This window comes from Bacillus sp. FSL K6-0069, assembly GCF_038007785.1.
Classification (GTDB): Bacteria; Bacillota; Bacilli; order Bacillales; family Bacillaceae_G; genus Bacillus_A; species Bacillus_A mobilis.
Genome location: NZ_JBBOXN010000001.1, coordinates 3215746 through 3241624, shown reverse-complemented (window position 1 = coordinate 3241624; position 25879 = coordinate 3215746). Strand labels below are relative to the sequence as shown.

Genomic DNA, 25879 nt, shown 5'->3' with positions numbered 1-25879 from the left:
GGGAAACTTATGGAGAGACATGTACTTGTTGTATTTCCGCATCCAGATGATGAAGCATTTGCTGCGGGAGGAACAATTCGCTTATTAACAGATCAAGGAGTACCTGTAACGTATGCGTGCGGTACTTTAGGACAAATGGGACGTAACATGGGGAAAAATGTATTCGCTAACCGTGAAACGATCCCAAATATCCGTGAAAAAGAATTAAAAGATGCATGTGAAGCGATGGGAATTCAAGATTTAAGAATGCTTGGTTTCCATGATAAAACGTTAGAATTTGAAGATGTTAATTTCGTTGCAGATAAAATTGAAGCAATCATTCAAGAAGTAAATCCATCTCGAATTATTACATTTTATCCAGAGCACGGCGTACATCCAGATCATGATGCATTTGGCCGCGCAGTTGTTCGTGCTGTATCACGTATGCAAAAAGAAGAGCGTCCAGTCATTCATGCCGTTGCGATTACGAGAAATCGCGAAGCTGTATTAGGTGAGCCGGATGTTGTAAATAATATTAGTGAAGTATTCGAGCATAAATTAGCTGCACTAGGTGCGCATCGTTCCCAAACAGAAGCGATGTTAGAAGAAACACACGTAAAAATCAAAAACAAAGATGCAGCAACATTAAAATGGCTGCAACTTGAACAATTTTGGACTTATAAATGGGAGTAGGCTAGAAGGGAACCTTCTAGTAGCTCTTACATAGAAAAAGCACCGTCATTTGTGACGGTGCTTTTTTAGTGAATAATCTTTATTCTCCGCTATTTGAGAGTAACCTCCACTTTATCGTGTACTCCATTCTTTTGTAAATTCATCATGATATGCTTCGCTCCAATGGTATGGCTGCAACTCTTTTAACGGTTTGAAAATGATATCTTGTTTCGAATTTGTAATGGCGCATAGTACTTCTGGTCCCCAATAAAATAAACGTTCTTGGCATACACCACAAGGTGATAATACTTTTAATTCAGAATGCTCATTTTCTCTTGCAAGACAAATGGAATGTGTAACTTTCTTATGAAATTTATGTGCTTCTAAAATAGCACCTGTTTCCATACAAAGTTCTGTTGAAGCGTTTATTACGTCTGGGGCAACACTTGTATAAATAGATCCATCTTCTACACGAATTGCTGCAGCTCCACCCCAATTATGCGGATACCTTTGTTCAATTAAATTTTTCACTGCATCATATAATTGTTGTTCAATGCTCAATTGTAGTTCCTCATTTCTGCTTAAATTTTGATTCAATGACAGTTATTTTTTTAGTTACACGGCTAAAAAAGAATAGATACTCAATTTCAAACTATAAATGCAAGAATTATTTTTCATCTGCATACTTTCCCTCTAAGGCAATTAATAGAGGAATTGATATAGTTACAAGAATGATTAAAGTAGTTATAAAAGATTTAGAAAGAGAAAAAGAACCTTCGATTAAGGGTGATAAAAACTTGAATGAAAGTATACTTGTTATTAAGGAAACTACTAAAAGGCTAAAAAGAGACACATTTTTATTTTTGATAGATGTTTCTATAAAATCTTTAAGACAGCTTATGACGACAAATATAGTTAATATAATAAGAGAAATAAAATAATGTGTTACATTGGTCATACTAATAGTAGAATCGTCTATTATGTAAGCAAGTAACTTAGATACTAACATACCTCCAAATAATAAAATAATAAAAGCAAGTAATCCTTCTGATGTATAAGTGCTGAAATTATCTTTCTTGTTAAAGAGTTTATAATTCAGAGTAGATTGGCTTATTTGAATTAGGAACAGGGTAATAATCCACACATAATATACAATTGGTAATTCTCCTGAGAATAGAGCGATCAGGAAATTTATTACTGTCTTTAAAATTTCAATCATTACGAAAGGCCTCCTGTTTGTAAGCTTTACGACATTAAAAATGCTAGTCTATTGTTTAATAATTAGTACTATCAATTCAAACTATTCCTAATTATTCCATAAAAAGGTGGCAGCATCAAGTTATCTTTTTAACTAATATTCTAAGGCCAAACACTAGAAAAAGAATCGCAATATGTAATATAATTGAAAAAGTATATTTTAAAATCAATGTTAATATTACCCTCCTATAAGTATTAACATGCGTAATTGAGGTGTTTTCTTTGTTGTTTTATGATCGAATTTCTATAATGGCCCCTCCCGTTCCGTAGCTAAGAAAAGTCTTTTTATTTTTGAGATTTTCATAGTTATAGGAGGGTATGAAATATGAAAAAAGTCTCAGTACCATCACTTTTGTTAATGATCATTCTTGTCGCATTTCCGCAAATTAGTGAAACGATTTACACACCGTCTTTACCTGACATTTCAAAGGCGTTACAAGTAAGTAATAATGAAGTGCAGTTAACGCTTAGTGTGTATTTTGCTGGATTTGCTTTAGGTGTATTTTTTATTGGATGGTTATCGGATATAATTGGTCGTCGCCCGGCAATGTTACTTGGAATTGTTGTATATGGCGTTGGGAGTTTCTTATGCTTTATTGCAAATTCCATTGAAGTTTTATTGCTAAGTCGTTTTATTCAAGCGTTTGGAGCAAGTGCTGGCTCAGTTGTGACACAAACGATTCTTCGTGAAAGTGTAGAAGGGCATAAGAGGCATGTTATGTTTGCTCAAATCTCGGCAGTCATTGCTTTTACACCAGCGATAGGACCGTTAATTGGTGGCTTTCTTGATCAAATGTTTGGACTTAAAATCGTATTTTTAAGTTTAGTAATTATGAGTTTCGGAATTTTTCTGTATACGTTTGTTTCTCTTCCAGAAACAAAAACGGACTCAGTAACGAATAAAATAAATGTGTTTTCTGTTTTAAAACGGTTGGTTACAAATCCGAAAGTTGTAACATATGGGGTATTAATTGGAGGAGCGAATGGTGTTTTATTTAGCTATTATGCAGAAGCGCCATTTATCTTTATTGAATACTTTCAGTTATCGCCTAGTATGTATGGACTTTTAGGAATTGTTGTTGCTTCTGCTTCTATTATTGGGGCGAAAGTTTCGAAACGATTGCTTGCCACGTATAAACCAGAGAAGATTATATATATCGGTTGTCTCGTAATGACAGGAGGAGCTATCCTTTTATCTGTTATTACGTTTGTGGGATCAAATCCCAACGTAGTATATATGATTGGATTTTTAGTAGCGATGTTTATATTGCTATTAGGAATTGGAGTAGCGTTACCTAACTGTTTAAGTTTAGCATTAGTAGATTTTCAAGATGTTATTGGTACAGCAGGAGCATTATTTAGCTTAGGGTACTATGTAATTGTAACGATGACGATTTGGGGAATGAGCCAGTTGCATACGGGCTCGTTACTCGTGATGCCACTTTATTTTCTAGCTATAGTAGTTATCATGATGGTGTTTACTAAAGTGTTTATTTTAGGGAAACAAACTTCAAAAATGATATAAATATGAAATGGTAAAAGAGTCTCATTTTTTAATGAGACTCTTTTATATTTTATGAAAATGATTAGTGGATATACGAACAAAAATTAAAGGTATTGTTGGTAGATTTAAGTGTAATTATATTTTTCTTAAAGTAGGGGATGGAGATACAGAAGTTAGTGACTTTGTAGTTTACTAATATATTAAATTTATACGTGATGTGTTAATTGTATGTGTAAGCAATTATAGTACAACCTATAATTAGTGAAGTATATGCAGTATGAAACCGAGGAAGAAATACTCTCCTCGGTTATTTATATTGTAATAATATTCATGCCGGAATCATATTGAATAGATGTATTTTATTGTTAATTTAGTTAAAAATTAATCAGACTTATGTATAATAATCTATCGAAAAAATAATTGAACTTTTCAGATAAATGAATTAATATAAGGTAAGTAATTTTAAGATTTATAGAATATTGGAAGATGAAAGGTTTTGAGAATTTTGTAAGGGGCAAAAAAACGATTTTAGGATAGCTTTAAAGTTAGTCTAAAATGACGTTTGCTTCATCATTTTCAGGCCGAAAGGAATTAGGGGAAAGCATCTTGTTTTAAAATGCGGCTATGAATCATCTAAGAGGGGGAAATGAAGTGGCAAACAAAGAATTGAAAAGAGGCTTAGAAGCACGTCATATTCAAATGATTGCTTTAGGCGGAACGATTGGTGTTGGCTTGTTTATGGGGTCAGCCAGCACGATTAAATGGACAGGTCCGTCAGTAATGCTTGCGTATGCAATTGCAGGTATTTTTATCTTCTTCATTATGCGTGCGATGGGTGAAATGTTGTATATGGAGCCGAGTACAGGTTCATTTGCGACGTTCGGTCACAAGTATATTCATCCGTTAGCTGGTTATATGACAGCGTGGAGTAACTGGTTCCAGTGGGTTATCGTTGGGATGTCAGAAATCATTGCGGTTGGGGCATATATGAAATATTGGTTCCCGGACTTACCAGCTTGGATACCAGGTGTAATCGCGATGGTTATTCTTGGCGCAGCTAACTTAATTTCTGTTAAGTCATTTGGTGAATTTGAATTTTGGTTTGCAATGATAAAAATCGTTACGATTCTATTAATGATTATTGCGGGATTTGGACTTATTTTCTTTGGAATTGGTAACGGTGGAGAAGCGATTGGTATATCTAATCTTTGGTCAAATGGTGGTTTCTTTACAGGTGGTTTTTCAGGATTCTTCTTTGCATTATCACTTGTAGTTGGTGCATACCAAGGGGTGGAATTAATCGGTATTACTGCTGGTGAGGCGAAGGATCCGAAGAAGACACTTACAAGAGCGATTCAAAGTACAATTTGGCGTATTTTAATATTCTATATTGGTGCTATTTTCGTTATTGTAACTGTGTATCCGTGGGATCAATTAAGTACAATTGGTAGTCCGTTCGTAGCAACTTTTGCGAAAGTCGGTATTACGGCAGCAGCTGGACTTATTAACTTCGTTGTTATTACAGCGGCAATGTCGGGTTGTAATAGTGGTATTTATAGTGCGGGGCGTATGCTTTATACGTTAGGTGTAAATGGACAGGCACCGAAATATTTCACGAAACTTTCTGGGAATGGTGTGCCTTTATTCGGTACAGTTGGTGTCATTATCGGTTTAGCGGTTGGTGTTGTATTAAGTTATATTGCACCGAAAAACTTATTCGTATATGTATATAGTGCGAGCGTACTCCCTGGTATGGTACCATGGTTCGTCATTTTAATTAGTCAAATTAATTTTAGAAAAGCAAAAGGGGCAGAGATGAAAGATCATCCGTTCAAAATGCCATTTGCTCCTGTTACAAACTATTTAACAATTGCCTTTTTAATTATGGTATTAATCGGAATGTGGTTTAACGATGATACTCGTATTTCACTAGTTGTAGGTATTGTGTTCTTAGCTATTGTAACAATTAGTTTCTATGCTTTTGGAATAGGGAAGCGAAAGCCGTTAGATATTCCAAATGATCAAGAGATTTCAAGTAAATAAAGATAGTAAAAAGTCCGATTTCTTATTTGGAAATCGGACTTTTTATTATTAAAACTTTTCTAAAACGATTTTCCCAATTGTACTTCCGCTTTCAAGCAGGGCATGTGCTTTTTTTACGTTTTCAGCGTTAATTGGTGTTAGTGTTTCATTTAATGTAGTCTTAAAAATGCCTTCATCTAGTAATTCACTTACTTTATTTAATAGTTCGTGCTGTGTAATCATATCACCAGTTTCATACATCGCTTTTGTGAACATAAACTCCCAAACGAGTGTAGCACTTTTACTTTTTAAAATACCCATTTCAAGAGGGTGTTCATTTTCTACGATAGAGCAAATTTTTCCTTGTGGTTTAATGAGGTCACATATTGCTTGCCAATGTTGATCTGTATTGTTTAAGCAGAAAATATAATCTACATCTTTTATCCCAAACTCTAATATTTGATCTTGTAAAGGTTGGTGATGATTAATAATATAATCAGCACCGAATTTTTCAACCCAGTGTATCGTTTCAGTGCGGGATGCAGTTGTAATTACATTCAATCCAGCCCATTTCGCCATTTGAATGGCAATCGAGCCAACACCACCAGCACCGCCTATAATTAAAATGTTTTTGAATGTATTCTCATCTTTCTTATTATAATCAATACCTAAACGTTCAAATAAACCTTCCCATGCTGTAATAGCTGTTAAAGGAATTGCTGCAGCTTCAGCATCATTTAACGTTTTAGGTTTCTTACCAACGATTCTTTCATCAACTTGGTGGTATTCACTATATGTACCTTGTCTCGTAATGCTTCCAGCGTAAAACACTTCGTCGCCTTCTTTAAATAACGTACAACCTTCGCCAGTTTGTACGACTACACCACTAGCATCCCAGCCAAGTATTTTCGCTACATCTTCTTTTTTATCTTTCGGAGAGCGAACTTTTGTATCAACCGGGTTAACGGAAATAGCGTTAATTTTAACGAGTATATCTCTTCCTGTAGCAACAGGTCTTTCAACTTCAATATCAATTAAACTGTTTTCTTCTTCAATAGGTAAGTATTCATGTAAACCAATTGCTTTCATTTCTATTCCCTCCATTAAAGTAAGAGTCATTTTCTCTTTTATTATAGATGGTGAAATGCCATTATGTAAAAAAGTACACTCTTTTTTATTTATGGTGGTATGAAAGTGTGGAAGGAGTTTCTTTCTAAAAAGCAGAATTTTTTTACTGTGTTACTTTATCTCAAATTAAATGTAAAGGTGGATACATAATGACAGTAAAGAAGCTTTATTTCATTCCAGCAGGCCGTTGTATGTTAGATCATTCTTCTGTTAATAGTACGCTTTCGCCGGGGAATTTATTGAATTTACCTGTATGGTGTTATCTTTTGGAGACAGAAGAGGGGCTTATTTTAGTAGATACAGGTATGCCAGAAAGTGCGGTTAATAATGAAAACTTGTTTGAAGGGACATTTGTAGAAGGGCAGATTTTACCGAAAATGACTGAAGAAGATAGAATCGTAACTATTTTAAAACGTGTAGGGTATAAGCCAGAAGACCTTCTATATATTATTAGTTCGCACTTGCATTTTGATCATGCAGGAGGAAATGGTGCTTTTACAAATACACCGATTATTGTGCAGCGTGCTGAATATGAGGCGGCACAACATAGTGAAGAATATATGAAAGAATGTAAATTGCCGAATTTAAACTACAAAATTATTGAAGGGGATTATGAAGTTGTACCAGGAGTTCAATTATTGCATACACCAGGCCATACTCCAGGGCATCAGTCATTATTAATTGAGACGGAAAAATCCGGTCCTGTATTATTAACGATTGATGCATCTTATACGAAAGAGAATTTTGAAGATGAAGTGCCGTTTGCGGGATTTGATCCAGAATTAGCTTTATCTTCAATTAAACGTTTAAAAGAAGTTGTGATAAAAGAGAAGCCGATTGTTTTCTTTGGGCATGATATAGAGCAGGAAAAGGGATGTAAAGTGTTCCCTGAATATATATAGTGCAAAAAGTCATGAGTTTATTCGCTCATGACTTTTTCGTTTAAATAATTTTTTTTAATAAGTTATAAACTTTTTTTGAATTATCTTCATTTAATTGATAGTACGTAAGGTTTACATCATCAGGAGTATCTTGCTGAGCAATCATCACTTCGTTGTTGTGATGGTCAACTATCCATATGAAATATTTTTTATAAGTTCCATCTTCGAAAGTAATCCACATATCACAATCTATTAAATCTGATCCTTCTTCATCTAATGTTAATTTTCCTTTTTTGGCTGTATCCATACTGTTAATGAATGTTTTTAATTCATCTGTTTTTGTAAGAAAGATATCCTTTTTTGTTTTAATTGACTCGACATGTATATCTTTTATTTCCTGTTTTCCTAAAAAGACAGGGGGCTCATTTGGGTCTCTTTGCGTTGAAATGATAGTAGCTTTCTTCTTTGGTTTATTTGCTGTATAGAAATCTTGAATAGATTTTCCAGAGTTGAAAAACCATACGATACTAAAAATAATCAAGGCGCTACCTAGCAGTAAAATGATTTTTTTAATAGAATATTCTCCTCTCTATTACTTCGTGTGAAGAGCGTTTCTATTAATATATGATAGGTAAGCGTAAAGTATTATAGTTGAACTTGGTTATGTTCCACAGTTTTTATCGGACGATCCACGAGTAAATTGTAAGTGAGCCCGATTAGTACGAAAATGCCACCGACGACTTTGCCCATTGAGAGTTCGTGTGACAAGATGAAATCAATGATAGTCCCCGCAAATAATTGTCCGATAAAGATGAGTAACGTTAAATAAAATGCTGATATTTTAGGAGTAATATAGTTCGATAAAGAGATGACGATAACGCCTACTAATCCACCTAAGTACACAGCGATAGGAATTGATTGTAACGTCTGCATTGGAATATACAATGAATCTGAACTGAAAATTAAAAATAATGTAGAGAAAAATAATCCAGTAATATAATTAAAAAACGTGCCTTCCCAATTTCCAATCTTCGCTGCTAAATTCGCGTTAATAATTCTAGCCACAACGATAGAAACACCAGCTAAAATAGCAATCGTAATATATAACATTTTTCTGCCTCCATTAATAAATTGTCATGATTATAATTCCTGAAGAGATGAAACATAATCCAATTAGTTTTTTCTTTTCAAACTTTGCAACTTTCATTCCTAATAAGCCGAAATGATCAATAACGATGGAAGCAATGGATTGACCAAGTAAACTTAATGCGATCGTAATAGAGGCACCAAGGACAGAGAAACTTATATTATTAAAAAGAACAGTGAATACTCCAATCGCTCCAGCACTATACAGAAAAAGTGGAATGCTTTTATCAAAACGGATTTTATTTTTGTTTATAATTAAAACGAAAATAACTGCAATTAAACCGACAAGGTGAATGACAACGCTCGCTGTATACTTGCCAATTAACTCAGATAAAATCCCATTCAATGGCAGCATAACGGCGATGAGCACACCAATAAAGACAGAAAGAAAGTTATACAATGTAATATCCCCTTTAATTTTCATATTTGTAATGACTGTATCATGCTGAAATTGTGTATTACTATGACATATGTCATAGTGAAAGAAGAAAATTTTGATTACAATGGGGATGAGTTGTAAAGGCGGGGGAACTATGAAGAAAATATGTAATTCTATTAAATTAGCAGAGTATATGAAACAAAATAATATTGACTCCTTTTTTAGTAATGATATGAAACCGTATATGGAACTCATATTTTTTAAAAAGAACGAGTTTATTTGTAGAGAAAATGAAGAGATAGATTATTTATTTTTCTTCGTTGAGGGAAAAGCGAAAGCGTTTAATACATTAAGTAACGGTAAATCTGTATTATTATGCTTTTATGATAGTTTGCAGCTGTTAGGGGATGTGGAGTTAATTCATTCCCAAAAGACTGCTTCAAACGTACAAGTGATGGCAGATTCATATTGTGTTGGTTTACCTTTAGGGAAAGTGAGAAATCAATTATTTCATGATGCGAAATTTTTACGATGTATTTGCGGATCATTAGCACATAAGTTAAATCGACTTTCAAAAAATAGTACAATTAATTTACTATATCCACTTGAAAATAGATTGGCGAGTTACATGTTAGCAGCGGGGGAACGAGCGGTGCAGCACGGAAATCGAATTGTGTTTAGTGGGAATTTAACGGAAACAGCTGAATTGTTAGGAACGAGTTATCGACATCTATTACGTACATTAAATATTTTTTGTGATAAAGAGATTATAAAGAAAAACAATGGTTGCTTTGAAGTAGTGAATGTGGATGTTTTGAGGGAACTAGCGGCAGATGTTTATAAATAGGAGGGGATTATAAATGATTACACCTATATTTAGAATTTTTGATATTGAAAAAGCAAAGCTATTTTACATAGATTTTTTAGGATTTAAAATGGATTGGGAACATCGGTATGAGGAACATATGCCATTATATATGCAAATTTCGTTACATGATGCTGTAATACATTTATCAGAACATCATGGGGATGCTTCGCCAGGCGGTGCGATTCGGGTCAAAATAGATAATGTAGAGGATTATCATTCCATATTATTGAATAAAGAATATGCGTATTCACAACCTGATATAGAGAGAACACCGTGGGATACAATGGAATTAACTGTGATTGATCCGTTTTCAAATAGAATTATATTTTATGAGGAAAAGGTTTAGAAATTGAGATATCCTAAATAATTTATCAAAGTAGGTGCTACAATGAATAGGAAAATAGCGATCATTTCAGATGTTCATGGAAATAGTCACGCGTTAAAAGCTGTATTAAAAGATATTGCACGTCGTAATGTCGAAATGATAATCAATTTAGGCGATAGCGTGTATGGGCCGTTAGATCCTTTAGAGACAATTGAAATATTAATGAATAACGAGATGATACATATTAAGGGAAACTGCGATCGCATGCTTTGGGAACCTATACAAGAGCAGTCTGCTACACTAACTTTTGTCCAAAATCAATTAACAGAAAGTCATATAGATTGGCTAAAACAACATCCTTCGCAATGTATTGTAGACGATATTTTATTTTGTCATGGTACACCAACTTCAGATGAGGTGTATTTACTAGAAGAGATGGACGAGAATGGTGCAGTATTAAAGAGTGAAAAAAATATATTGGATCAACTCCAAAATATAGAACAAAAAATAATAGTATGTGGTCATACGCATATTCCTAGAGTTGTTTATTTGGCAAACGGTAAGATAGTTATAAATCCAGGGAGTGTAGGACTTCCTGCATACAAAGATGAATTACCTGTTATACATAAAATGGAGTCGGGAACCCCGCACGCAAAATATGTAGTGATAGAAGAGGTTTTTGGAGAATGGATAATTGAAAAAATTTCAGTTCCTTATAATTGGGAAGAAGCTGTGGGGTTAGCTGTTCAACAGGAAAGGCATGACTGGGCACAGGCACTAAAGACTGGGAAGATAGAATGAAGGGGAGTTTACTTTATAATAAACTGCTCTTTTTTATTTTGAGTAAATATTGAATGATGTAAAAATAAAGTGTTATGATTACAGAAACGTATGAATATATGAACAAGTATTCATGTATTGTGAGAGGGAGGGGATTAAAATGAAAGATATAATTATCGTTGGAGCTGGTCAAGCTGGATTAACAATGGGATATTACTTGAAGCAAGAAGGGTATAATTTTTTATTACTTGAGGCAGGAAACCGAATTGGGGATTCATGGAGAAACAGATATGATTCTTTACAGCTCTTCACACCGAGGGAATACAGTAGTTTACCAGGTATGATAGTAAAAGGAGAAGGACAGGGATTTCCATGTAAAGATGAAATGGCAACGTATTTAGAAGAATATGCAAGGCACTTTACATTACCGGTCCAATTGCAAACCGAAATCTTTAAAATAAAGAAAGAAAAAGATATATTCGAATTACATACTCCTACAGAAACTTTACAATCAAAAAAGGTTGTTATCGCAACAGGTGGTTTTCAGCAACCATACATCCCCTCATTTTCACAACATCTTTCATCGCATGTTTTTCAAGTACATTCATCACAATATAAATCACCATCACAAATTCCTAAGGGAAAAGTACTAGTAGTAGGTGGCGGGAATTCCGGAATGCAAATCGCAGTAGAACTTGCAAAAACTCATGAAGTTACAATGTCTATCAGTCATCCGCTAACATTTTTACCGTTACATCTTTTTGGAAAAAGTATTTTTAGTTGGTTAGAAAAATTGGGTTTATTGTACGCTGAGCTAAATACAAAGAGGGGAAAGTGGTTTCAGAAGAGAAAGGATCCTATTTTTGGTTTTGCAGGTAAAAAACTTATTCGTAGTGGGGCAATTAAACTAGAGGAAAAAGTGGTTCGTGCATCAGAGAATAATATTATGTTTCAAAATGGTGGCACATATAGTGCAGAAAGCATTATATGGTCAACTGGTTTTATTCAGAACTATAAATGGATTGAAATAGAAAAGGCAGTGAATGGGAATGGATTTCCTAATCATGTAAGAGGAATAAGTCCAGTAAAAGGATTATATTATATCGGTTTGCCGTGGCAATCTCAAAGGGGCTCTGCACTTATTTGTGGTGTAGGAAAGGATGCAGCGTATTTACTTTCTGAAATCAAAAAAATAGATCAGTAGCAACAGCAGCTACTGATCATCCATATGTACATGAATTAGGAGAGGTCAATCATTTATTAACTTTATTATAATAGATTTTCATAATAATAAAAACTGAAAATTCTAATTTTATGTTGAGAAAGTTTTTTGTATCGAAATATATAAAAAAATAGGGATTTTTAGTAAAAAGAAATATGATATTTATATTTTAATAAATTGTGATATAGTTTATAAAGAATAGATTATCTAAAATGTTATTTTATTACATAGAGGTCGCGTTTTGGATTAAGGAAGGGGGAAATGGTTGTGAAGTTTGATGATCAACGCTTGCTAGGGGTACGATTAGGCTCTGTACTTGTAACAGAGGAAAATCAATATTTAGTAATTAAGAAAAAAGATCATTATGCATTATTAAATATACATAATTTAGAATGCACACATGTTGAAGTGCAGTTAGAACATGTTGAAGAAATGTTGCAGGAAGATTTCCAAGAAAGTATAACGGAGATTATCGCACCAGAACATATAAAAATTGTTGCGAAAAATATAATATAAGGAAAGAAGCTGGAAGGAACAGCTTCTTTCTTTTCATTATAAGGATAACGTTTTTAAGACGTCACCAATAATCCCTTCCATTTGATGAACACCTAAGTCAGTGTTCGTCATTATAACAGCAGCATTACCTCGGTATGGATAGCATACTAGCATACATTGAAATCCAACGCCCCATCCAAGTGAATACATTTGTAAGTCTTCATTCGAATCATCTAGAAAAACCCCTAACCCAGTCCATTTTGAGCAACCTTGAGGTAAAATCATATCTTGTACTGTTTTTGGAGAAAGTTTTAGTTTGCCCTTTCCTTGTAAGGAATGAATGATTTCGATAACTAAAGCTGATAAGTCTGTTGGTGTTGTCCAAATACCTGAAGCAGCTGCGAATGGATAAAATGGATATTTTTCATCTGTGACAATCCCATCCTTATTATGTCCACAAGCAAAGGCCTCCATTTTATTTATATTTGCAGTAGAGAATAGCATGCTATTTTTCAGTTGGAGTGGCTGAAAGATATATTCCTCAAGTAAAAGATTGAATGGTTTTCCAGTTATATCTTCAAGTAGTAGTTCGATAATACAAAAGTTTGCATCAGAGTAGTGAAATTCACTTTCTGGTTTATAGGTCACTTCAATAGGTACGGAGCAATATGATGTTTTACCAGCAAGGATTTCGGACATGTTTGGTCGTCCTTGTGCAAGTGTATAATGCTCAAAACTATTAGGAGGATCAATAATTCCAGATTGGTGACTTAATAAATTTCGTAATGTAATTTTTTTCTGTGAGGTAAATAGAGTGGTAGGTATGTTCCAAGATGTAAGTCTATCATTTACATCTTCATCTAAATGTATGATTTCTTGATCTGATAACGTTAGTACGAGCATTGTAGTGATGAATTTACTAATTGAACAAGAGTTGAATATAGAATTCGCAGTGACAGTTCTAGTTGTTCCAGATTCAAGTGTTCCGAAAGCAGCGACTTCGTCTAGTATACCATCACGTATAGCGGCAAGGCTTAAACCTGCAACGGAATATTGGTTCATTTTTTCGTATATATTGTTACTTTTTAAGTTCATAGTGACTCCTTTCTTAAAAAGACAGAATGTTAGTTCTATTATACAGTAGTTAATAGAGAGAATAAGAGAAAAAGAAAAAACTTCATCTTTTATCGATGAAGTTTTTTAGTTAATTCGAAGTGAATACTTTAAAAAATTTATCTCGGTACATGTACATTAACCATGAGGCTGTTAGTAAGGAAATAATACTTTGTTTGTTTTGAATTGGCGCATTGAAAACAAGCCAGCCAACGATATCAAATAATAAATGTAGTGCAATTGAAAGAACTGCAAATTGTAGTAACGTCTTAAAAAATCTTTTCATAAAGTGTCCCCCTAAAATAAAAGGTTTTATCAACAGTGTTGTATATTACTATTATACATTAAATGTGTCCTGTGGTAAAATTTACATAAGTTAGTGAAATAAAACAAATGAAAGCTAATGAGGAGGAATAGTCATGGAATTTTGGATGATCATACCGATAGCGGTCTTTGGGTTTATTTATATCGCTGAAAAATTAAATAGAATCGAAAAGAAAACGGATGCACGTTTAAAGAGAATGGAAGATAGATTACAGCTAATTACGAAAGAAATGGGAATTATAGATAGAGAACCTGAAATTAATAAAGAGTTGCGTCAGCTTATGGAAGAAGGAAAAACAGTTACAGCAGTTAAGAGAGTAAGAGAGGCTTTTGGGTTTTCTTTACTAGAAGCGAAGCAATATGTTGATAAATTATAAAAAAGATCATCCATTTGGATGATCTTTTTTCACTGTACCATGCGTGTATTTACATAAGCAGCGATTATAACGTGGCCAATTATAATGATAGGAAATAAGATTTTTGCATTAGGAGTAGTGAAGACACTGCCAATTGTGGCAATAGCACCAGCAATTAAATTATAAAGACCCACTATTTTTGATAACTTAACTTTATCTGATACACGGCGTTCGTTGAATCCTGATAAGAGCCAAGTGTATTGCTTAACTCCGATGAAATAAGCTAGTGCAAATGAAATGATTGCTAGTATGAATAATGATGGGGAAGCGAAGAGAGTCATTGAAAACACCTCCGTTAAAGGGCTGTAAATAAATTATAGTATGAATGTTAACGTTTAACAAAATTAAAGCGCACAAAATTTTGTGTGCTTTTTATTAATGATATGAAAATATGTAAGAAAAAATGGAACAAATTGTTAAGGTGAATTGTCTATCATAGGTAATAACTATTTCGTTTGAAAGAAAGGGTGGAGAAAATGAAAACTACATTATTAAAATTAGGGGTATGTGTTAGTTTACTAGGAACAATTCAACTTGTTAGTACAGTTTCTTCTGTGAAAGCGGAACATACGCTAGAGCAAAAAGTAATAAAAAATGAGGCAGGAACTATTTCAATTTCTCAGTTAAATAAAAATGTGTGGGTTCATACGGAGTTAGGTTATTTTAGCGGAGAAGCAGTTCCTTCGAACGGTCTAGTTCTTACTACTTCTAAAGGATTAGTGCTTGTCGATTCTTCTTGGGATGATAAACTAACGAAGGAATTAATAGAGATGGTAGAAAAGAAATTTAAGAAGCGCGTAACGGATGTCATTATTACACATGCGCACGCTGATCGAATTGGCGGAATAAAAACGTTGAAAGAAAGAGGAATTAGAGCACATAGTACAGCACTAACTGCAGAACTAGCAAAGAAAAATGGATATGAAGAACCACTTGGAGACTTACAGACCATTACAAATTTGAAGTTTGGAAATATGAAAGTAGAAACGTTCTATCCAGGGAAAGGACATACAGAAGATAATATTGTCGTATGGTTACCGCAATACAACATTTTAGCTGGAGGCTGTTTAGTGAAATCAGCGTCCGCTAAAGATTTAGGAAACGTTGCTGATGCTTATGTAAATGAATGGTCTACATCGATTGAGAACGTGCTGACGCGATATAGAAATATAAATGCAGTAGTGCCTGGTCATGGAGAAGTAGGGGACAGAGGATTACTTTTACATACATTGGATTTGTTGAAATAAAAAAACGAGGAGAAACAAATTTCTCCTCGTTTTCTTCTAACTATATTTAAATGCAAAGTCTGCATACGTTACTGAGATTTTAATTCCAAGTATACAAATACCAGTACTGTCATAATTGCTATAACAACGTAAGTAATATCAAGCATTATAAGTGTTTTTAAAGTTTCAGTCATCCTAATTCACCCCTGGTATGAAAATATAACATAATCTCTTATTAATTAGATAAGAGATTATAAAGATTGCAATGTACATGAAATTTCTTAAGTAGTTTCTATCATAAATATATCATATAAATAATGTAAGTAATGTTAAGATAGTGTAAATATATTGTAAAGAAAGGGGGAGTTTATCCTTTTCGGCAAGAAGACTCCATCTAATTTGTATTACGGGTGAAACCCAACAATTCAGGTGGAGATGAATTGCAGTCAGTCAATAAGGCTGCACTCTTTAATTTCTTTCATAACGATGTCCCCGGGCAAATATTTGTCTTTTTGTCTACGATACAATCTACCGCTTAGATAAGCGGGGGATAGATTGTAAGACAACGAAATGGGATAATCATAATCATTTTGTTACTTGAGCTAATAGGAATTGCGATGAAGGCCCCAATATGAATGTGTCAAAAGTAATGAACTTTCTAAGAAAGGTGGTGAAAACAATGGCTAGAAAGAAAGCAGTGAAAGTATTACGTAAACAAAAGAAAAGAGAGACCATGCAACGCTTCACCCAGAAACAGAATATCGGACGAGCTTGTCTCACAGCTAAAGAATTTCGTTTACTTCAGCGCATGTCACATAGTTCAAAAGCATTGCGAAATGTTGGATTGTACACGATTAAACAAAGTTATCTGAACCATAATAAAATGGCTACTGTAAAAGAAGTGGACACTGCCATGCAAGCCGATTTGAATTACTCGGGCATTCAATCAAACTCTGTTCAAGCCATTCGTAGAGCCTTATTAACAGAAGTGAAGAGCTTTTTTAAAGCGTTGGAACAGTGGAAGAAAAATCCTGAGAAGTTCACAGGGCGTCCGAAGTTTCCAAATTATTCTCGTTCCACTGACAAACGAATCATTGAAATCTATCAAGTTCCAAAAGTGGATGATAACGGGTATTGGATGATTCCGATGAGTGTTGCATTCAGGAAAAAATTCGGTTCCATTAAAATACGTATGCCTAAAAACGTAAGAAATAAAAAAATCTCCTACATTGAGATTGTACCGAAGCAAAAAGGTCGGTTCTTTGAGGTGCATTATACATATGAAATGCACGTTTCTCAAATGAAGAAACCATCCACGACTACGAATAATGCTTTGAGTTGCGATTTAGGTGTAGACAGATTAGTAAGTTGCGTGACAAATACAGGTGATACATTCTTAATTGATGGGAAAAAGTTAAAATCCATAAACCAATACTTCAACAAAATGATACGTAATCTCCAGCAGAAAAATATTGAAAATGGACTTTCTAAACGAGTTGTAACGAATCAAATGGCTGCACTTTGGCATAAAAGGGAAAGACAAATAAATGGTTACATTTCACAAACTGTAGGCTTGTTGTTCAAAAAAGTGAAAGAATGTAGCGTAGATACGGTTGTAGTAGGATATAACGCTGGTTGGAAACAAAAATCAGATATGGGAAAAAAGAATAATCAAAAGTTTGTTCAAATCCCATTTCATAAACTGATTGCAGCAATTGAGAATAAATGTATAAAAGAAGGTATACGATTTTTAAAACAAGAAGAAAGCTATACTTCAAAAGCTAGTTTTCTAGACAAAGATCCGGTTCCAGTTTGGTCTAAGGGTGATCGTACGCATTATCGCTTTAGTGGCAAACGAATGACTCGTGGTCTGTACCAAAGTAAAGCAGGAACATGTATCCATGCTGATATTAATGGTGCATTGAATACATTGGAAAAATCAAGAGTTATAGAATTGGATGAAAATCTTAAAGTGAGAACGCCGATTCTATTGGAAGTGCAAAAACGTAAGGCTGTTGCTTCGCGCATAGCTTAGTGGGTGCGTCAACCATCCATGTGTACTCGACTTGTCGGGGCTTGTAGCACACGCCGGATACATCTGAGTGGTGGCTTCTTCCATAAAGAAGAACTGCTCTTTTTCGAAAGGGTGGTGCAAGTGGGAAAACAATAGTTTGTTTCCAGTACCAACCAAAAACATACTTGGGGTGTTACCGTAAGGTGGCATGAATGCTAGAGCGTCAACTGTCTAGCAATAGACGAAAAGACCTAGCGTTCTAACTCAAGCCCCCACTGAAATGCTTTATCTCAGTGGGGGTAGTTGACACGCATTCTGAAATGTTGCCAGCACACGGTTATCCGCAGCTGAAAAAATATAAACATTTAAAAGGGAACATTGGTAAGGCATGGTATGATCAACGACGTCTTTTTGAAAAATTTACAGGTGCCATATTAGCGACAACGAACTGTGTTATGCCAATTAAAGGATCATACTCTGATCGATTCTTTTCATATGATATTGCCGGTTTAGAGGGTGTACAAAAAATTGAAAAAGATGATTTTGCACCGTTGATTCAAAAAGTGCTAGAACTTCCAGAAGTACATATGGAGTCGGATGAGCAGTTAGTAACAGGGTTCCATCATAATACAGTATTATCATTAGCTCCAGAAATTATTGAGGCAGTAAAAGAAGGAAAGATTAAGCGTTTCTTTGTCATCGCAGGTTGTGACGCCCCGGGAAAAGGCGGAGAATATTATCGTGAATTAGCAACGTCTCTTCCGCAAGAAACCGTTATTTTAACGACTTCTTGCGGGAAATTCCGCTTTAATGATGTGGATTACGGTATTGTACCTGGTACAGAGATTCCGCGTTACATTGATTTAGGGCAATGCAATAATTCAATTTCTACAGTGAAAATAGCAGCAGCTTTAGCGGATGCTTTTCAATGCAAAGTGAACGAATTGCCAGTAAGTATTGTCCTATCATGGTTTGAACAAAAAGCGGTTGCCATTTTACTTGGACTATTTAGTCTTGGTATTCAAGATATTCGCATCGGTCCAAAGGCGCCTGAATTTATTTCACCTGGCGTGCTTGATGTATTACAAGAAACATTCGGTTTGAAACTGATTACAAATGCAGCAGAAGATATGGAAATGATGCTATCGTAACAGAAAAGATGTTTGCATTTAATTATGCCTTTATAAATCATTTGTATGTGCGTGAATAAACGTACATACAAATGATTTATTTTATTAATAAAGAGAATCTACTATATCTATAAATTTCATGATTTTATAAAATTTTTAAAGTATCCACCACATGCTTATCAACCTTTTAGTATGAAGTAGCCCTTGAATATATTGTTTTTTATTTACAGATATAAAAATGATTCATTTGTCTTGTTGATAATGGATAAACATTATTATAAAATGTTTATGTATATTCAAACTTAACTTATTTTTGTTTGGTTTTTAAGGTGGATAATGTTAAGGGAATGGTGGATATATCATCTGCAAGAAGAATGAAACCAATACGGAGAAGATGATTTCGTTAAAAAGTTCAAAAAATAAGTGTTATTAGCTCTTGAAGAAAAATGGTTAGAAAAGTTACAAGCATATGGAAAATAGGGGTATACAAAAAATCCTAAAGGGGGACGGGATTATGGAACAAAGAAAGTATTCAGTAACACCTCAAGATCGAATGAATTATGTATTAGGTCTTTATTCTGCAGATCAACAAATTAATGCAGTTCTTTATTTTCCTGTAGGTATATCAAAGGAAATACTTGAAGAATCAGTAGGGATAACGTTACAATTGCAGCCAGTTTTGAATAGTCGGTTTGTAGAAAATGATATTCCTTACTGGGAGGAACATTCATCTGACACTAACTCATCTGTTTGCTTTTTTGCAGAAGGAAATAATCAAGAAATTGAAATAATGGCGATAGATTTTATTAAGGGACCTGGTGATCGTATTCATGGGCCTATGGTTCAAACAAAATTATTACGGGGCACTACAACAGATATGTTAGTTCTGAAATTATCTCATCTATGTTCAGATGGTGCAGGAGTCAAGGAATATATTAAATTACTTGGAACAATATATACTCACCTTTCATTGGGACGATCTAAGAATCAAATTATAAAGGAATTTGGTGAGGGAAATGAGAGTTGTCGGGATCAATCACATGTATTCAAATATGCTGGAGTATCGGACATAAAAAGTGCGTATCGTCCTAACAAAGAACAACAGGCATCGTTATGGTCTTTTCCATCTCAACCTAACAAAAATAAATTCCCCCAGATATCCGTAAGGCGGTTGAGCCATGAGCAAACTTTACGTCTAACCCAATGGACAAAAGAACAACAGGCTACCTTGAATGATGTAATCATGACTGCATACTTCCGAGCTTTATCACATTTCACTGTGTATGCAGAACCTCGCACCGCAGAAAAAATGATTGGTTTGACAATTGATTTACGTAGATATCTGCCTAATTATACAACTGGTGCTATTTGCAACTTATCTGGTATGGAAATGCCAGTGATTAAAATGGAAGACGATGAAACATTTAATCAGACTCTTGTTCGAGTTAAACAATCAATGGATAAAATAAAGTCTCAAAATCCAGGTCTTTCTTCAGCAGCAGGAATGGAGCTACTGGCAGATATGAAGCTATCTATGGTGAAGGAAATGTATAATCAGCAATACGAACAGGCTGTACAAATGGGGATGGCGTTGCCGTTACTGACAAATTTCGGAGTGATTGCTGATGAACCTATTCAGTTTGGTGAAATTCAAGCTAAGGACGGGTATATGACATCACCCATTATGTATGCACCATTCTTTTCAATGGGAGCAAGCTCTTATAATGAAAGACTTACATTTACGATTGGTTATCACGCGCCGGATACATCAAAAGAAAAGGTAGAAGAATTTTTAGATAGTGTTGTGAATCAACTATCCAAATAAAATAAAAAAGAAAAAATTTCTAGCAGAATTGTATTTTAGGGCCTTGTATCATGTACGGCTAATCTTTGGGAAGTTTCTCTAATCGCACTTGCCTTTATGTATTATGTGTATGGGAAATTGTAGTGAGAAACAATTTATATCGTGAAAAAAGATATATCGGTATAGAAACAATAAAAAAAGAGCTGATATTGCAAGCGAATGACTGATTATAAAAGAACAACTATTATAAAAGCTAGCTGTATATAAATAAGGAAATAAGGTTAAATATATAAAACAGAGATGCTCTCATCTTTTCGGTTTGGAGCATTTCTGTTTTGCTAGGTTGATGGCCCTTACAACAAAAATGTACATATTTTTGTTGTAAGAGCTTTTTTAGCTTACTAGCTATATGGATAGTAAGCTAAAAAAGTAGGTTGTATCCGGTAGGGTAAAGCGGATTTTAAATTTTTTTGAAAATTGAGTTGACATTCATCGCTACTTAGTCATACAATGTAGTTGTAATAAGTAATACTGAATAGTGTGATTTCACTCAAAAACTGTTCAGTAAAAATTCGCCTTAGTACTCTGTGATACTGAATATAAGTCAGACAGAATAGGGGGTAAAGGAGGATCAGGACATGGAAAATTTAACTGAAATGCTGAAAGGTTCACTGGAAGGGTGTGTACTGGAAATCATTAGCCGCCGTGAAACGTATGGCTATGAGATTACCCGCCACCTGAATGATCTTGGGTTTACTGAAGTTGTAGAAGGGACGGTTTATACTATCCTCGTACGATTAGAAAAGAAAAAGCTTGTAAATATCGAAAAGAAGCCATCAGATATGGGACCGCCTCGTAAGTTTTATTCATTAAATGAGGATGGCCGTCAGGAGCTTGAATTGTTTTGGAAAAAATGGGATTTTGTATCTTCAAAAATTAACGTCTTGAAGTCAAACTAGCCTCATAATATAAAATGTTTCGGCCCATAATTGGAGAGTTCCTTGTTCTGCTTTATAAAAAAGGAGGAAAATAAGATGTTGGAAATGTTTAAAAAATTAATTGGTGATAAAAAAGAGTACAAAATGATGATGGCACGTGTTGGAGCACTACCGGAAGATTATCAGTTTGTGTTTAAGAAAATTCAAAACTACATGTGGAATTTCTCAACGGGTAATGGGATGGATATGCTGCACATACAGTATGAATTAATCGATTTGTTTGAAGCTGGTGCAGCGGAAGGCAGACAAGTGCTTGATATTACTGGGGAGGACGTAGCATCTTTTGCTGATGAACTTGTGGCAAATGCGAAAACGTACGTCTCCAAGTATCGTGAAGATTTGAATGAAAGCATTATGAAGAAATTGAGAAAAAAATAAGTGGAATAAGTCATACCGACTGATTAGCTGGTTACCAATGTGAAATGCCGCCATCGCTATTCAGTTATATTTTTAAATCACTACTAAGTAATACAGATTATCGGTGATACTAAATAGAGGGTGTAGGTAACCTATTTTAATAAGGGGGAAAAAGTATGAGCAACGCAGCGATTTCTATAATAGGGTTAAAAAAATCTTTTAAAGATAAAGAAGTCTTAAAGGGTGTGGATTTTGAGGTGCAGCGTGGCGAAATTTTCGCGCTGCTAGGGTCAAATGGAGCGGGAAAGACGACAACGGTCAATATCCTTTCGACGTTAATGAAACAAGATGATGGTGAAGTAAGTATTTGCGGTTTTGACGTCCAGCGTCAATCAGATCATGTTCGTCAAAGCATCAGTTTGACAGGACAGTTCGCAGCTTTAGACGGCATGCTTACTGGGAGGGAAAATTTGATAATGATTGCCAAGTTACGTGGTGTTTCCAGTCCCGCCCAAGTTGCTGACAATCTACTTGCAAGATTTAGCCTGACAGATGCGGCCAACCAAAGAGCTGATCAGTATTCCGGCGGGATGAAGCGCCGACTTGATATCGCGATGAGTTTGATCGGGGCACCAGCAGTTATTTTTCTTGACGAACCAACGACTGGACTTGATCCTGAAGCGCGGATCGAAGTGTGGAATACAGTTAAGGAACTTGCTGGCAGCGGCACAACTATCTTGCTCACGACTCAGTACTTAGAGGAAGCCGAACAACTAGCAGATCGTATCGCAATTTTGCATAACGGAAAAATTATTACGACAGGTACCCTTACTGAACTGAAAGAGATGTTCCCGCCAGCTAAAGTGGAGTATATCGAGAAGCAGCCGACATTGGAAGAAATTTTCCTTGCGATTATCGGTAAAAAGGGGGAGATGTAAATGAAAAGTAAAACAGGGGTATTACTAGGGCGCTTAATGCGTAATATTATGCGTAGTCCAGATACAATTATTACTGTAGCGATTACACCGATTATGATGATGCTATTGTTTGTTTACGTATTTGGTGGGGCTATAAAGACAGGAACGGATAACTACGTCAATTATTTATTGCCGGGAATTTTGCTAATGGCCATCGCATCCGGTGTGGCTTACACTTCTGTACGATTATTTACAGATATAAAGAGTGGGCTAATGGCACGATTCATTACGATGCCTATTAAGCGCTCATCGATATTATGGGCTCACGTTTTAACCTCTCTTGTTGCTAATGTGCTTACTATCGTGGTGGTTATGCTTGTTGCGCTCTTAATGGGCTTTCGTTCTAGTGCTAATATGCTAGATTGGCTTGCAGTAGCTGGAATACTGGGGATGTTTACGCTAGCGCTAACATGGCTAGCTATCATTCCAGGGCTGACAGCGAAGTCTATGGAAGGGGCGACAGCATACTCGTACCCACTCGTTTTTCTTCCATTTATTAGTTCGGCCTTCGTACCTACCGAAACGATGCCAAAAATTATTCGTGCGTTTGCAGAGAATCAGCCTGTAACTTCAATCGTGAATGCGATTCGTGCCCTTTTATATAACGGTACTGTTGGCAATGATATATGGATTGCACTCATTTGGTGCGTAGGCATCATGATCATCTCTTACTTTTTCGCTAGTAAAGCATTTAAACGTCAGTTAGGATAAGTGAATTAAGTCACTCGAAATTATATATATTTGAAAAAGCACGGGAGGTTTTCCATGCTTTTATTATGTATTGTGCTCTCACGGTAAAAAATATGGGCAACTGTTAACGAATTAAACTCAATATTTTTGATTTAACGGATTATCGCTCAAGGGCAATATAAGGATAGTCGCTCTTGTAAATCGTTTAATACTTCTTCAGGCATTTCCCTGATTGTAATATCCTTCCCTAGGAAAAGCAGCCAATTTGCTAACTCTGTCAGTTTATCGGAATTATTAACATCGATAAATGTTTTTAAAATGGCTGTAGATTGGTAAGGGTTTGTGTAAGATATTGAAACTTTGAAAGGGTGGTATTTTTTGAACTGGGCAATCGCCTTCGGTCCTAACTCAAGTACGAGATTGATTATTTCGTCCTTCCTACTTAGTTCTTCTAAAATCTTTTTCTTACTTAACCTTTTTTTCGTTGTGTACGGTTCAATATTGATGAGGTCATCGACAGGAAAAATCAGCTTCTTTTCTTCTTTTAAGTCAAACCCTTCAATGATCCAATGGCTTTTTTCTTGATAAAGGTGTAATAGATAAATTGGATAAGACTTGATTTCTTCTTCTTTGACGGTAATCAATAAATGTCTATCGGAAAGAAGGATTTGGATGAGTTTTTCTAACATAGGGTGAGGGAGGTCAGAAAGCTCAAGTAGGTCGGGATTATGAGGGTTAGTCCCTTCAAAAAGAAAAAGTTGATTTAAAAGAACAAGGTCATCTTGCTGGGTTTCTGAAATGAGACCTAGTAGCTTTTCGGCTAAAGATTGGCGACTTTTTAGATAGGGAAGTTGTTGGTTTCTTGTAGCCATAAAGGCAATAAAAAGAGCTTTGACTTCGTTATCAGTAAAACGAACAACGGGCAGGATAGAATTATGCATGACAAAATATCCACCAGTTCTCCCAACTTCAGCGACAAGTGGCATGCCCATAGCTTCAATTTCTCTAATGTCTCGAATAGCTGTCGATCGTGATATGTTAAATTCTCGGATGATTTCAGTAATTGTAAAGTGAGAGCGATTGTTGATATACCGCATAATTGTATTAATCCGTTCAACTTTTTTCATTGGAGTCTCCTAAACAGTATCATTTTTTGACATGATTTAAAGTTATTATAAACTCATCAGATGAAAAGATAAATCGTTTGATTCATTTTAAAAAAAGGAAGGTATTAAATATGAAAAATTATACGATAGAAGAAAAAGATAGCTTTATTGTGTTAGGTATTGGAACTGAAATTAAGAGTGACTATACAGACTTTGCTGGAATCAATAAAGAAAAGGAAGACTTTTGGTCAGCTGTTAAAGAAGATGGAAGGTTGGACACTTTAAAATCTCTAGCTACAAACGAATACATTTTTTCTGTGAGCGAAGCAGTGAATAACAAGATGATGTATTATGCTGGTGTCATGACAGAAGCACAAATAGAAGAAGAATCTAGAGTGATCCAGTTTCCGAAGGGAGAATACTTAGTAGTGAAAGGGGAAGATAAAAAGGCTGAAGAGCTAAGTAATAAGCTGACTGGCATCGCCTTCGGTCAAGCTTTACGAGAAGCAACAGATTTTGCTTATGTTGGTGGGCCAAATACAACAGTTGAGATGGGGCAAAGAGACGGCTTAGTATTTGGTGAAATGTGGATCCCAGTTGTTAGGAAGTAAAGTGATAAAAGGTACGAATATGGAAAGTAGAGGCTAACAATTTTGAATTGTTAGCCTTTTTGACATGAATATAATATTCATATACTGCTACACATTATGTTCTGATAAAATGGAATAAAAGGAAATTAATGTAAGGTGGTGGCAGATTGAATAAAAGACGGATATTTGAGCTATTCATAGTAGTGTTTGTTTTTCTATTCCTTCATGTAAGCACGTATACCAATGAAAAATTCAACGATAAATTGGGGTCTTTTACTTTCGTTGTTCTATTTCTTATCGTTTATATCAACGCTATATTTATAGAACGGTATTTTGATGATATCCAGAAGTGGGTTCGAAATATCATAATTTGTTTTGCTTTGTTAGTAGTTGCTGCAGTATCACTATGGATAGGGTACTTTTAAACCTTTACTTAATTGATCTTTTCTTTCCACAGGCATGATAAGATTTACAAT

The 25879-nt window shown here is 34.9% G+C and carries 29 protein-coding genes and 1 pseudogene; 20 read left to right on the top strand and 10 right to left on the bottom strand.

The window, feature by feature from the left end:
* Window positions 1-9 precede the first annotated feature (9 nt).
* Window positions 10-672 carry a bacillithiol biosynthesis deacetylase BshB2 gene (bshB2, locus tag MHB74_RS16670; protein WP_061677663.1) on the top strand — a complete coding sequence of 221 codons (663 nt, stop codon included), beginning with the start codon at window positions 10-12 and terminating at the stop codon, window positions 670-672.
* Window positions 673-783: 111 nt separating this feature from the next.
* Here bshB2 and MHB74_RS16665 read toward each other — a convergent pair whose 3' ends face one another.
* Together MHB74_RS16665 and MHB74_RS16660 are read right to left on the bottom strand one after the other, a co-directional pair.
* Window positions 784-1212 (bottom strand): cytidine deaminase, encoded by a 429-nt coding sequence (locus MHB74_RS16665; protein WP_061677661.1) that lies wholly within the window; start codon window positions 1210-1212, stop codon window positions 784-786.
* 106 nt (window positions 1213-1318) lie between these two features.
* Window positions 1319-1870 carry a DUF5823 family protein gene (locus MHB74_RS16660; protein WP_061677659.1) on the bottom strand — a complete coding sequence of 184 codons (552 nt, stop codon included), beginning with the start codon at window positions 1868-1870 and terminating at the stop codon, window positions 1319-1321.
* A 363-nt stretch (window positions 1871-2233) separates the two neighbouring features.
* Here MHB74_RS16660 and MHB74_RS16655 point away from each other — a divergent pair, with 363 nt between their 5' ends.
* A complete protein-coding gene (locus MHB74_RS16655; RefSeq protein ID WP_061677657.1) occupies window positions 2234-3433 on the top strand; it encodes a multidrug effflux MFS transporter in 1200 nt (399 codons plus the stop codon).
* Between the two features lie 630 nt (window positions 3434-4063).
* Complete coding sequence (locus MHB74_RS16650; RefSeq protein WP_061677655.1) at window positions 4064-5455, top strand: amino acid permease; 1392 nt, start codon at window positions 4064-4066, stop codon at window positions 5453-5455.
* 48 nt (window positions 5456-5503) lie between these two features.
* On the opposite strand, the gene MHB74_RS16645 is transcribed toward MHB74_RS16650, so the two are convergent.
* Complete coding sequence (locus MHB74_RS16645) at window positions 5504-6523, bottom strand: zinc-binding alcohol dehydrogenase family protein (protein WP_061677653.1); 1020 nt, start codon at window positions 6521-6523, stop codon at window positions 5504-5506.
* 188 nt (window positions 6524-6711) lie between these two features.
* Here MHB74_RS16645 and aiiA point away from each other — a divergent pair, with 188 nt between their 5' ends.
* Window positions 6712-7464, top strand: coding sequence for a quorum-quenching N-acyl homoserine lactonase AiiA (gene aiiA, locus MHB74_RS16640; RefSeq protein ID WP_061677651.1), 753 nt, complete (start codon window positions 6712-6714; stop codon window positions 7462-7464).
* A 40-nt stretch (window positions 7465-7504) separates the two neighbouring features.
* On the opposite strand, the gene MHB74_RS16635 is transcribed toward aiiA, so the two are convergent.
* The 3 genes from MHB74_RS16635 to MHB74_RS16625 all read right to left on the bottom strand — a co-directional run bounded on the left by MHB74_RS16635 (window position 7505) and on the right by MHB74_RS16625 (window position 9013).
* Entirely contained in the window at window positions 7505-7999 is a 495-nt protein-coding gene (locus MHB74_RS16635) for a hypothetical protein (protein ID WP_141658052.1), read from the bottom strand.
* An 89-nt stretch (window positions 8000-8088) separates the two neighbouring features.
* Entirely contained in the window at window positions 8089-8553 is a 465-nt protein-coding gene (locus MHB74_RS16630) for a DMT family transporter (protein WP_061677645.1), read from the bottom strand.
* Between the two features lie 13 nt (window positions 8554-8566).
* Entirely contained in the window at window positions 8567-9013 is a 447-nt protein-coding gene (locus MHB74_RS16625; RefSeq protein ID WP_061677643.1) for a DMT family transporter, read from the bottom strand.
* Between the two features lie 109 nt (window positions 9014-9122).
* Between MHB74_RS16625 and yeiL the strand changes: the two genes are divergently transcribed.
* The 5 genes from yeiL to MHB74_RS16600 all read left to right on the top strand — a co-directional run bounded on the left by yeiL (window position 9123) and on the right by MHB74_RS16600 (window position 12679).
* A complete protein-coding gene (yeiL, locus tag MHB74_RS16620) occupies window positions 9123-9815 on the top strand; it encodes a transcriptional regulator YeiL (RefSeq protein WP_061677641.1) in 693 nt (230 codons plus the stop codon).
* A 13-nt stretch (window positions 9816-9828) separates the two neighbouring features.
* Window positions 9829-10182: a glyoxalase superfamily protein gene (locus MHB74_RS16615; RefSeq protein ID WP_061677639.1), complete on the top strand. Its 354-nt coding sequence runs from the start codon at window positions 9829-9831 to the stop codon at window positions 10180-10182.
* A gap of 42 nt (window positions 10183-10224) precedes the next feature.
* Window positions 10225-10962 (top strand): metallophosphoesterase family protein, encoded by a 738-nt coding sequence (locus tag MHB74_RS16610; RefSeq protein WP_061677637.1) that lies wholly within the window; start codon window positions 10225-10227, stop codon window positions 10960-10962.
* Window positions 10963-11101: 139 nt separating this feature from the next.
* On the top strand, window positions 11102-12145 hold the full coding sequence (locus MHB74_RS16605) for a flavin-containing monooxygenase (RefSeq protein ID WP_061677636.1): 1044 nt from the start codon (window positions 11102-11104) through the stop codon (window positions 12143-12145).
* A 285-nt stretch (window positions 12146-12430) separates the two neighbouring features.
* Window positions 12431-12679, top strand: coding sequence for a hypothetical protein (locus MHB74_RS16600; RefSeq protein WP_061677634.1), 249 nt, complete (start codon window positions 12431-12433; stop codon window positions 12677-12679).
* 36 nt (window positions 12680-12715) lie between these two features.
* Here the strand turns inward: MHB74_RS16600 and MHB74_RS16595 are convergent, their stop codons facing one another.
* Together MHB74_RS16595 and MHB74_RS16590 are read right to left on the bottom strand one after the other, a co-directional pair.
* Window positions 12716-13753 (bottom strand): serine hydrolase domain-containing protein, encoded by a 1038-nt coding sequence (locus tag MHB74_RS16595; RefSeq protein ID WP_061677632.1) that lies wholly within the window; start codon window positions 13751-13753, stop codon window positions 12716-12718.
* Between the two features lie 109 nt (window positions 13754-13862).
* Entirely contained in the window at window positions 13863-14057 is a 195-nt protein-coding gene (locus MHB74_RS16590) for a hypothetical protein (protein WP_061677630.1), read from the bottom strand.
* A gap of 133 nt (window positions 14058-14190) precedes the next feature.
* Between MHB74_RS16590 and MHB74_RS16585 the strand changes: the two genes are divergently transcribed.
* The gene (locus MHB74_RS16585; RefSeq protein WP_061677629.1) at window positions 14191-14472 is read left to right on the top strand and encodes a hypothetical protein; all 282 of its coding nucleotides are present in this window, start codon (window positions 14191-14193) and stop codon (window positions 14470-14472) included.
* Window positions 14473-14501: 29 nt separating this feature from the next.
* On the opposite strand, the gene MHB74_RS16580 is transcribed toward MHB74_RS16585, so the two are convergent.
* Window positions 14502-14792, bottom strand: coding sequence for a DUF3784 domain-containing protein (locus MHB74_RS16580; protein WP_061677626.1), 291 nt, complete (start codon window positions 14790-14792; stop codon window positions 14502-14504).
* 195 nt (window positions 14793-14987) lie between these two features.
* Here MHB74_RS16580 and bla2 point away from each other — a divergent pair, with 195 nt between their 5' ends.
* From bla2 to MHB74_RS16540, 8 genes and pseudogenes are all read left to right on the top strand, one after another.
* The gene (gene bla2, locus MHB74_RS16575; RefSeq protein ID WP_061677625.1) at window positions 14988-15758 is read left to right on the top strand and encodes a BcII family subclass B1 metallo-beta-lactamase; all 771 of its coding nucleotides are present in this window, start codon (window positions 14988-14990) and stop codon (window positions 15756-15758) included.
* Between the two features lie 658 nt (window positions 15759-16416).
* The gene (locus tag MHB74_RS16570) at window positions 16417-17772 is read left to right on the top strand and encodes a transposase (RefSeq protein WP_270401889.1); all 1356 of its coding nucleotides are present in this window, start codon (window positions 16417-16419) and stop codon (window positions 17770-17772) included.
* A gap of 287 nt (window positions 17773-18059) precedes the next feature.
* Window positions 18060-18902 (top strand): annotated as a pseudogene (gene hcp, locus MHB74_RS16565) (hydroxylamine reductase); the annotation flags it as partial.
* Between the two features lie 493 nt (window positions 18903-19395).
* Complete coding sequence (locus MHB74_RS16560; protein ID WP_061680283.1) at window positions 19396-20706, top strand: condensation domain-containing protein; 1311 nt, start codon at window positions 19396-19398, stop codon at window positions 20704-20706.
* A gap of 617 nt (window positions 20707-21323) precedes the next feature.
* Window positions 21324-21644 (top strand): PadR family transcriptional regulator, encoded by a 321-nt coding sequence (locus tag MHB74_RS16555; protein WP_000429486.1) that lies wholly within the window; start codon window positions 21324-21326, stop codon window positions 21642-21644.
* A gap of 75 nt (window positions 21645-21719) precedes the next feature.
* Window positions 21720-22061 (top strand): DUF1048 domain-containing protein, encoded by a 342-nt coding sequence (locus MHB74_RS16550; protein ID WP_061680282.1) that lies wholly within the window; start codon window positions 21720-21722, stop codon window positions 22059-22061.
* Window positions 22062-22216: 155 nt separating this feature from the next.
* Window positions 22217-22978, top strand: a complete 762-nt coding sequence (locus tag MHB74_RS16545; protein ID WP_061680281.1) for an ABC transporter ATP-binding protein — start codon at window positions 22217-22219, stop codon at window positions 22976-22978.
* Window positions 22979-23728: an ABC transporter permease gene (locus MHB74_RS16540; RefSeq protein WP_061680280.1), complete on the top strand. Its 750-nt coding sequence runs from the start codon at window positions 22979-22981 to the stop codon at window positions 23726-23728.
* 146 nt (window positions 23729-23874) lie between these two features.
* Here the strand turns inward: MHB74_RS16540 and MHB74_RS16535 are convergent, their stop codons facing one another.
* Window positions 23875-24834 (bottom strand): helix-turn-helix transcriptional regulator, encoded by a 960-nt coding sequence (locus tag MHB74_RS16535; RefSeq protein ID WP_061680279.1) that lies wholly within the window; start codon window positions 24832-24834, stop codon window positions 23875-23877.
* Window positions 24835-24944: 110 nt separating this feature from the next.
* On the opposite strand from MHB74_RS16535, the gene MHB74_RS16530 reads away from it, so the two are divergent.
* Together MHB74_RS16530 and MHB74_RS16525 are read left to right on the top strand one after the other, a co-directional pair.
* Window positions 24945-25424 (top strand): GyrI-like domain-containing protein, encoded by a 480-nt coding sequence (locus tag MHB74_RS16530; RefSeq protein ID WP_061680278.1) that lies wholly within the window; start codon window positions 24945-24947, stop codon window positions 25422-25424.
* 146 nt (window positions 25425-25570) lie between these two features.
* Window positions 25571-25828, top strand: a complete 258-nt coding sequence (locus MHB74_RS16525) for a DUF3963 domain-containing protein (RefSeq protein ID WP_061680277.1) — start codon at window positions 25571-25573, stop codon at window positions 25826-25828.
* Window positions 25829-25879: the final 51 nt, after the last annotated feature.

What these genes read in the sequence shown, in the direction of transcription:
- MHB74_RS16555 (WP_000429486.1), top strand. Translation starts at nt 21,324, where the DNA reads ATGGAAAATTTAACTGAAATGCTGAAAGGTTCACTGGAAGGGTGTGTA.
- bla2 (WP_061677625.1), top strand. Translation starts at nt 14,988, where the DNA reads ATGAAAACTACATTATTAAAATTAGGGGTATGTGTTAGTTTACTAGGA.
- MHB74_RS16655 (WP_061677657.1), top strand. Translation starts at nt 2,234, where the DNA reads ATGAAAAAAGTCTCAGTACCATCACTTTTGTTAATGATCATTCTTGTC.
- MHB74_RS16630 (WP_061677645.1), bottom strand. Translation starts at nt 8,553, where the DNA reads ATGTTATATATTACGATTGCTATTTTAGCTGGTGTTTCTATCGTTGTG.
- MHB74_RS16580 (WP_061677626.1), bottom strand. Translation starts at nt 14,792, where the DNA reads ATGACTCTCTTCGCTTCCCCATCATTATTCATACTAGCAATCATTTCA.
- bshB2 (WP_061677663.1), top strand. Translation starts at nt 10, where the DNA reads ATGGAGAGACATGTACTTGTTGTATTTCCGCATCCAGATGATGAAGCA.
- aiiA (WP_061677651.1), top strand. Translation starts at nt 6,712, where the DNA reads ATGACAGTAAAGAAGCTTTATTTCATTCCAGCAGGCCGTTGTATGTTA.
- yeiL (WP_061677641.1), top strand. Translation starts at nt 9,123, where the DNA reads ATGAAGAAAATATGTAATTCTATTAAATTAGCAGAGTATATGAAACAA.
- MHB74_RS16625 (WP_061677643.1), bottom strand. Translation starts at nt 9,013, where the DNA reads ATGAAAATTAAAGGGGATATTACATTGTATAACTTTCTTTCTGTCTTT.
- MHB74_RS16660 (WP_061677659.1), bottom strand. Translation starts at nt 1,870, where the DNA reads ATGATTGAAATTTTAAAGACAGTAATAAATTTCCTGATCGCTCTATTC.
- MHB74_RS16530 (WP_061680278.1), top strand. Translation starts at nt 24,945, where the DNA reads ATGAAAAATTATACGATAGAAGAAAAAGATAGCTTTATTGTGTTAGGT.
- MHB74_RS16560 (WP_061680283.1), top strand. Translation starts at nt 19,396, where the DNA reads ATGGAACAAAGAAAGTATTCAGTAACACCTCAAGATCGAATGAATTAT.
- MHB74_RS16585 (WP_061677629.1), top strand. Translation starts at nt 14,191, where the DNA reads ATGGAATTTTGGATGATCATACCGATAGCGGTCTTTGGGTTTATTTAT.
- MHB74_RS16645 (WP_061677653.1), bottom strand. Translation starts at nt 6,523, where the DNA reads ATGAAAGCAATTGGTTTACATGAATACTTACCTATTGAAGAAGAAAAC.
- MHB74_RS16595 (WP_061677632.1), bottom strand. Translation starts at nt 13,753, where the DNA reads ATGAACTTAAAAAGTAACAATATATACGAAAAAATGAACCAATATTCC.
- MHB74_RS16610 (WP_061677637.1), top strand. Translation starts at nt 10,225, where the DNA reads ATGAATAGGAAAATAGCGATCATTTCAGATGTTCATGGAAATAGTCAC.
- MHB74_RS16605 (WP_061677636.1), top strand. Translation starts at nt 11,102, where the DNA reads ATGAAAGATATAATTATCGTTGGAGCTGGTCAAGCTGGATTAACAATG.
- MHB74_RS16550 (WP_061680282.1), top strand. Translation starts at nt 21,720, where the DNA reads ATGTTGGAAATGTTTAAAAAATTAATTGGTGATAAAAAAGAGTACAAA.
- MHB74_RS16545 (WP_061680281.1), top strand. Translation starts at nt 22,217, where the DNA reads ATGAGCAACGCAGCGATTTCTATAATAGGGTTAAAAAAATCTTTTAAA.
- MHB74_RS16590 (WP_061677630.1), bottom strand. Translation starts at nt 14,057, where the DNA reads ATGAAAAGATTTTTTAAGACGTTACTACAATTTGCAGTTCTTTCAATT.
- MHB74_RS16540 (WP_061680280.1), top strand. Translation starts at nt 22,979, where the DNA reads ATGAAAAGTAAAACAGGGGTATTACTAGGGCGCTTAATGCGTAATATT.
- MHB74_RS16570 (WP_270401889.1), top strand. Translation starts at nt 16,417, where the DNA reads ATGGCTAGAAAGAAAGCAGTGAAAGTATTACGTAAACAAAAGAAAAGA.
- MHB74_RS16535 (WP_061680279.1), bottom strand. Translation starts at nt 24,834, where the DNA reads ATGAAAAAAGTTGAACGGATTAATACAATTATGCGGTATATCAACAAT.
- MHB74_RS16615 (WP_061677639.1), top strand. Translation starts at nt 9,829, where the DNA reads ATGATTACACCTATATTTAGAATTTTTGATATTGAAAAAGCAAAGCTA.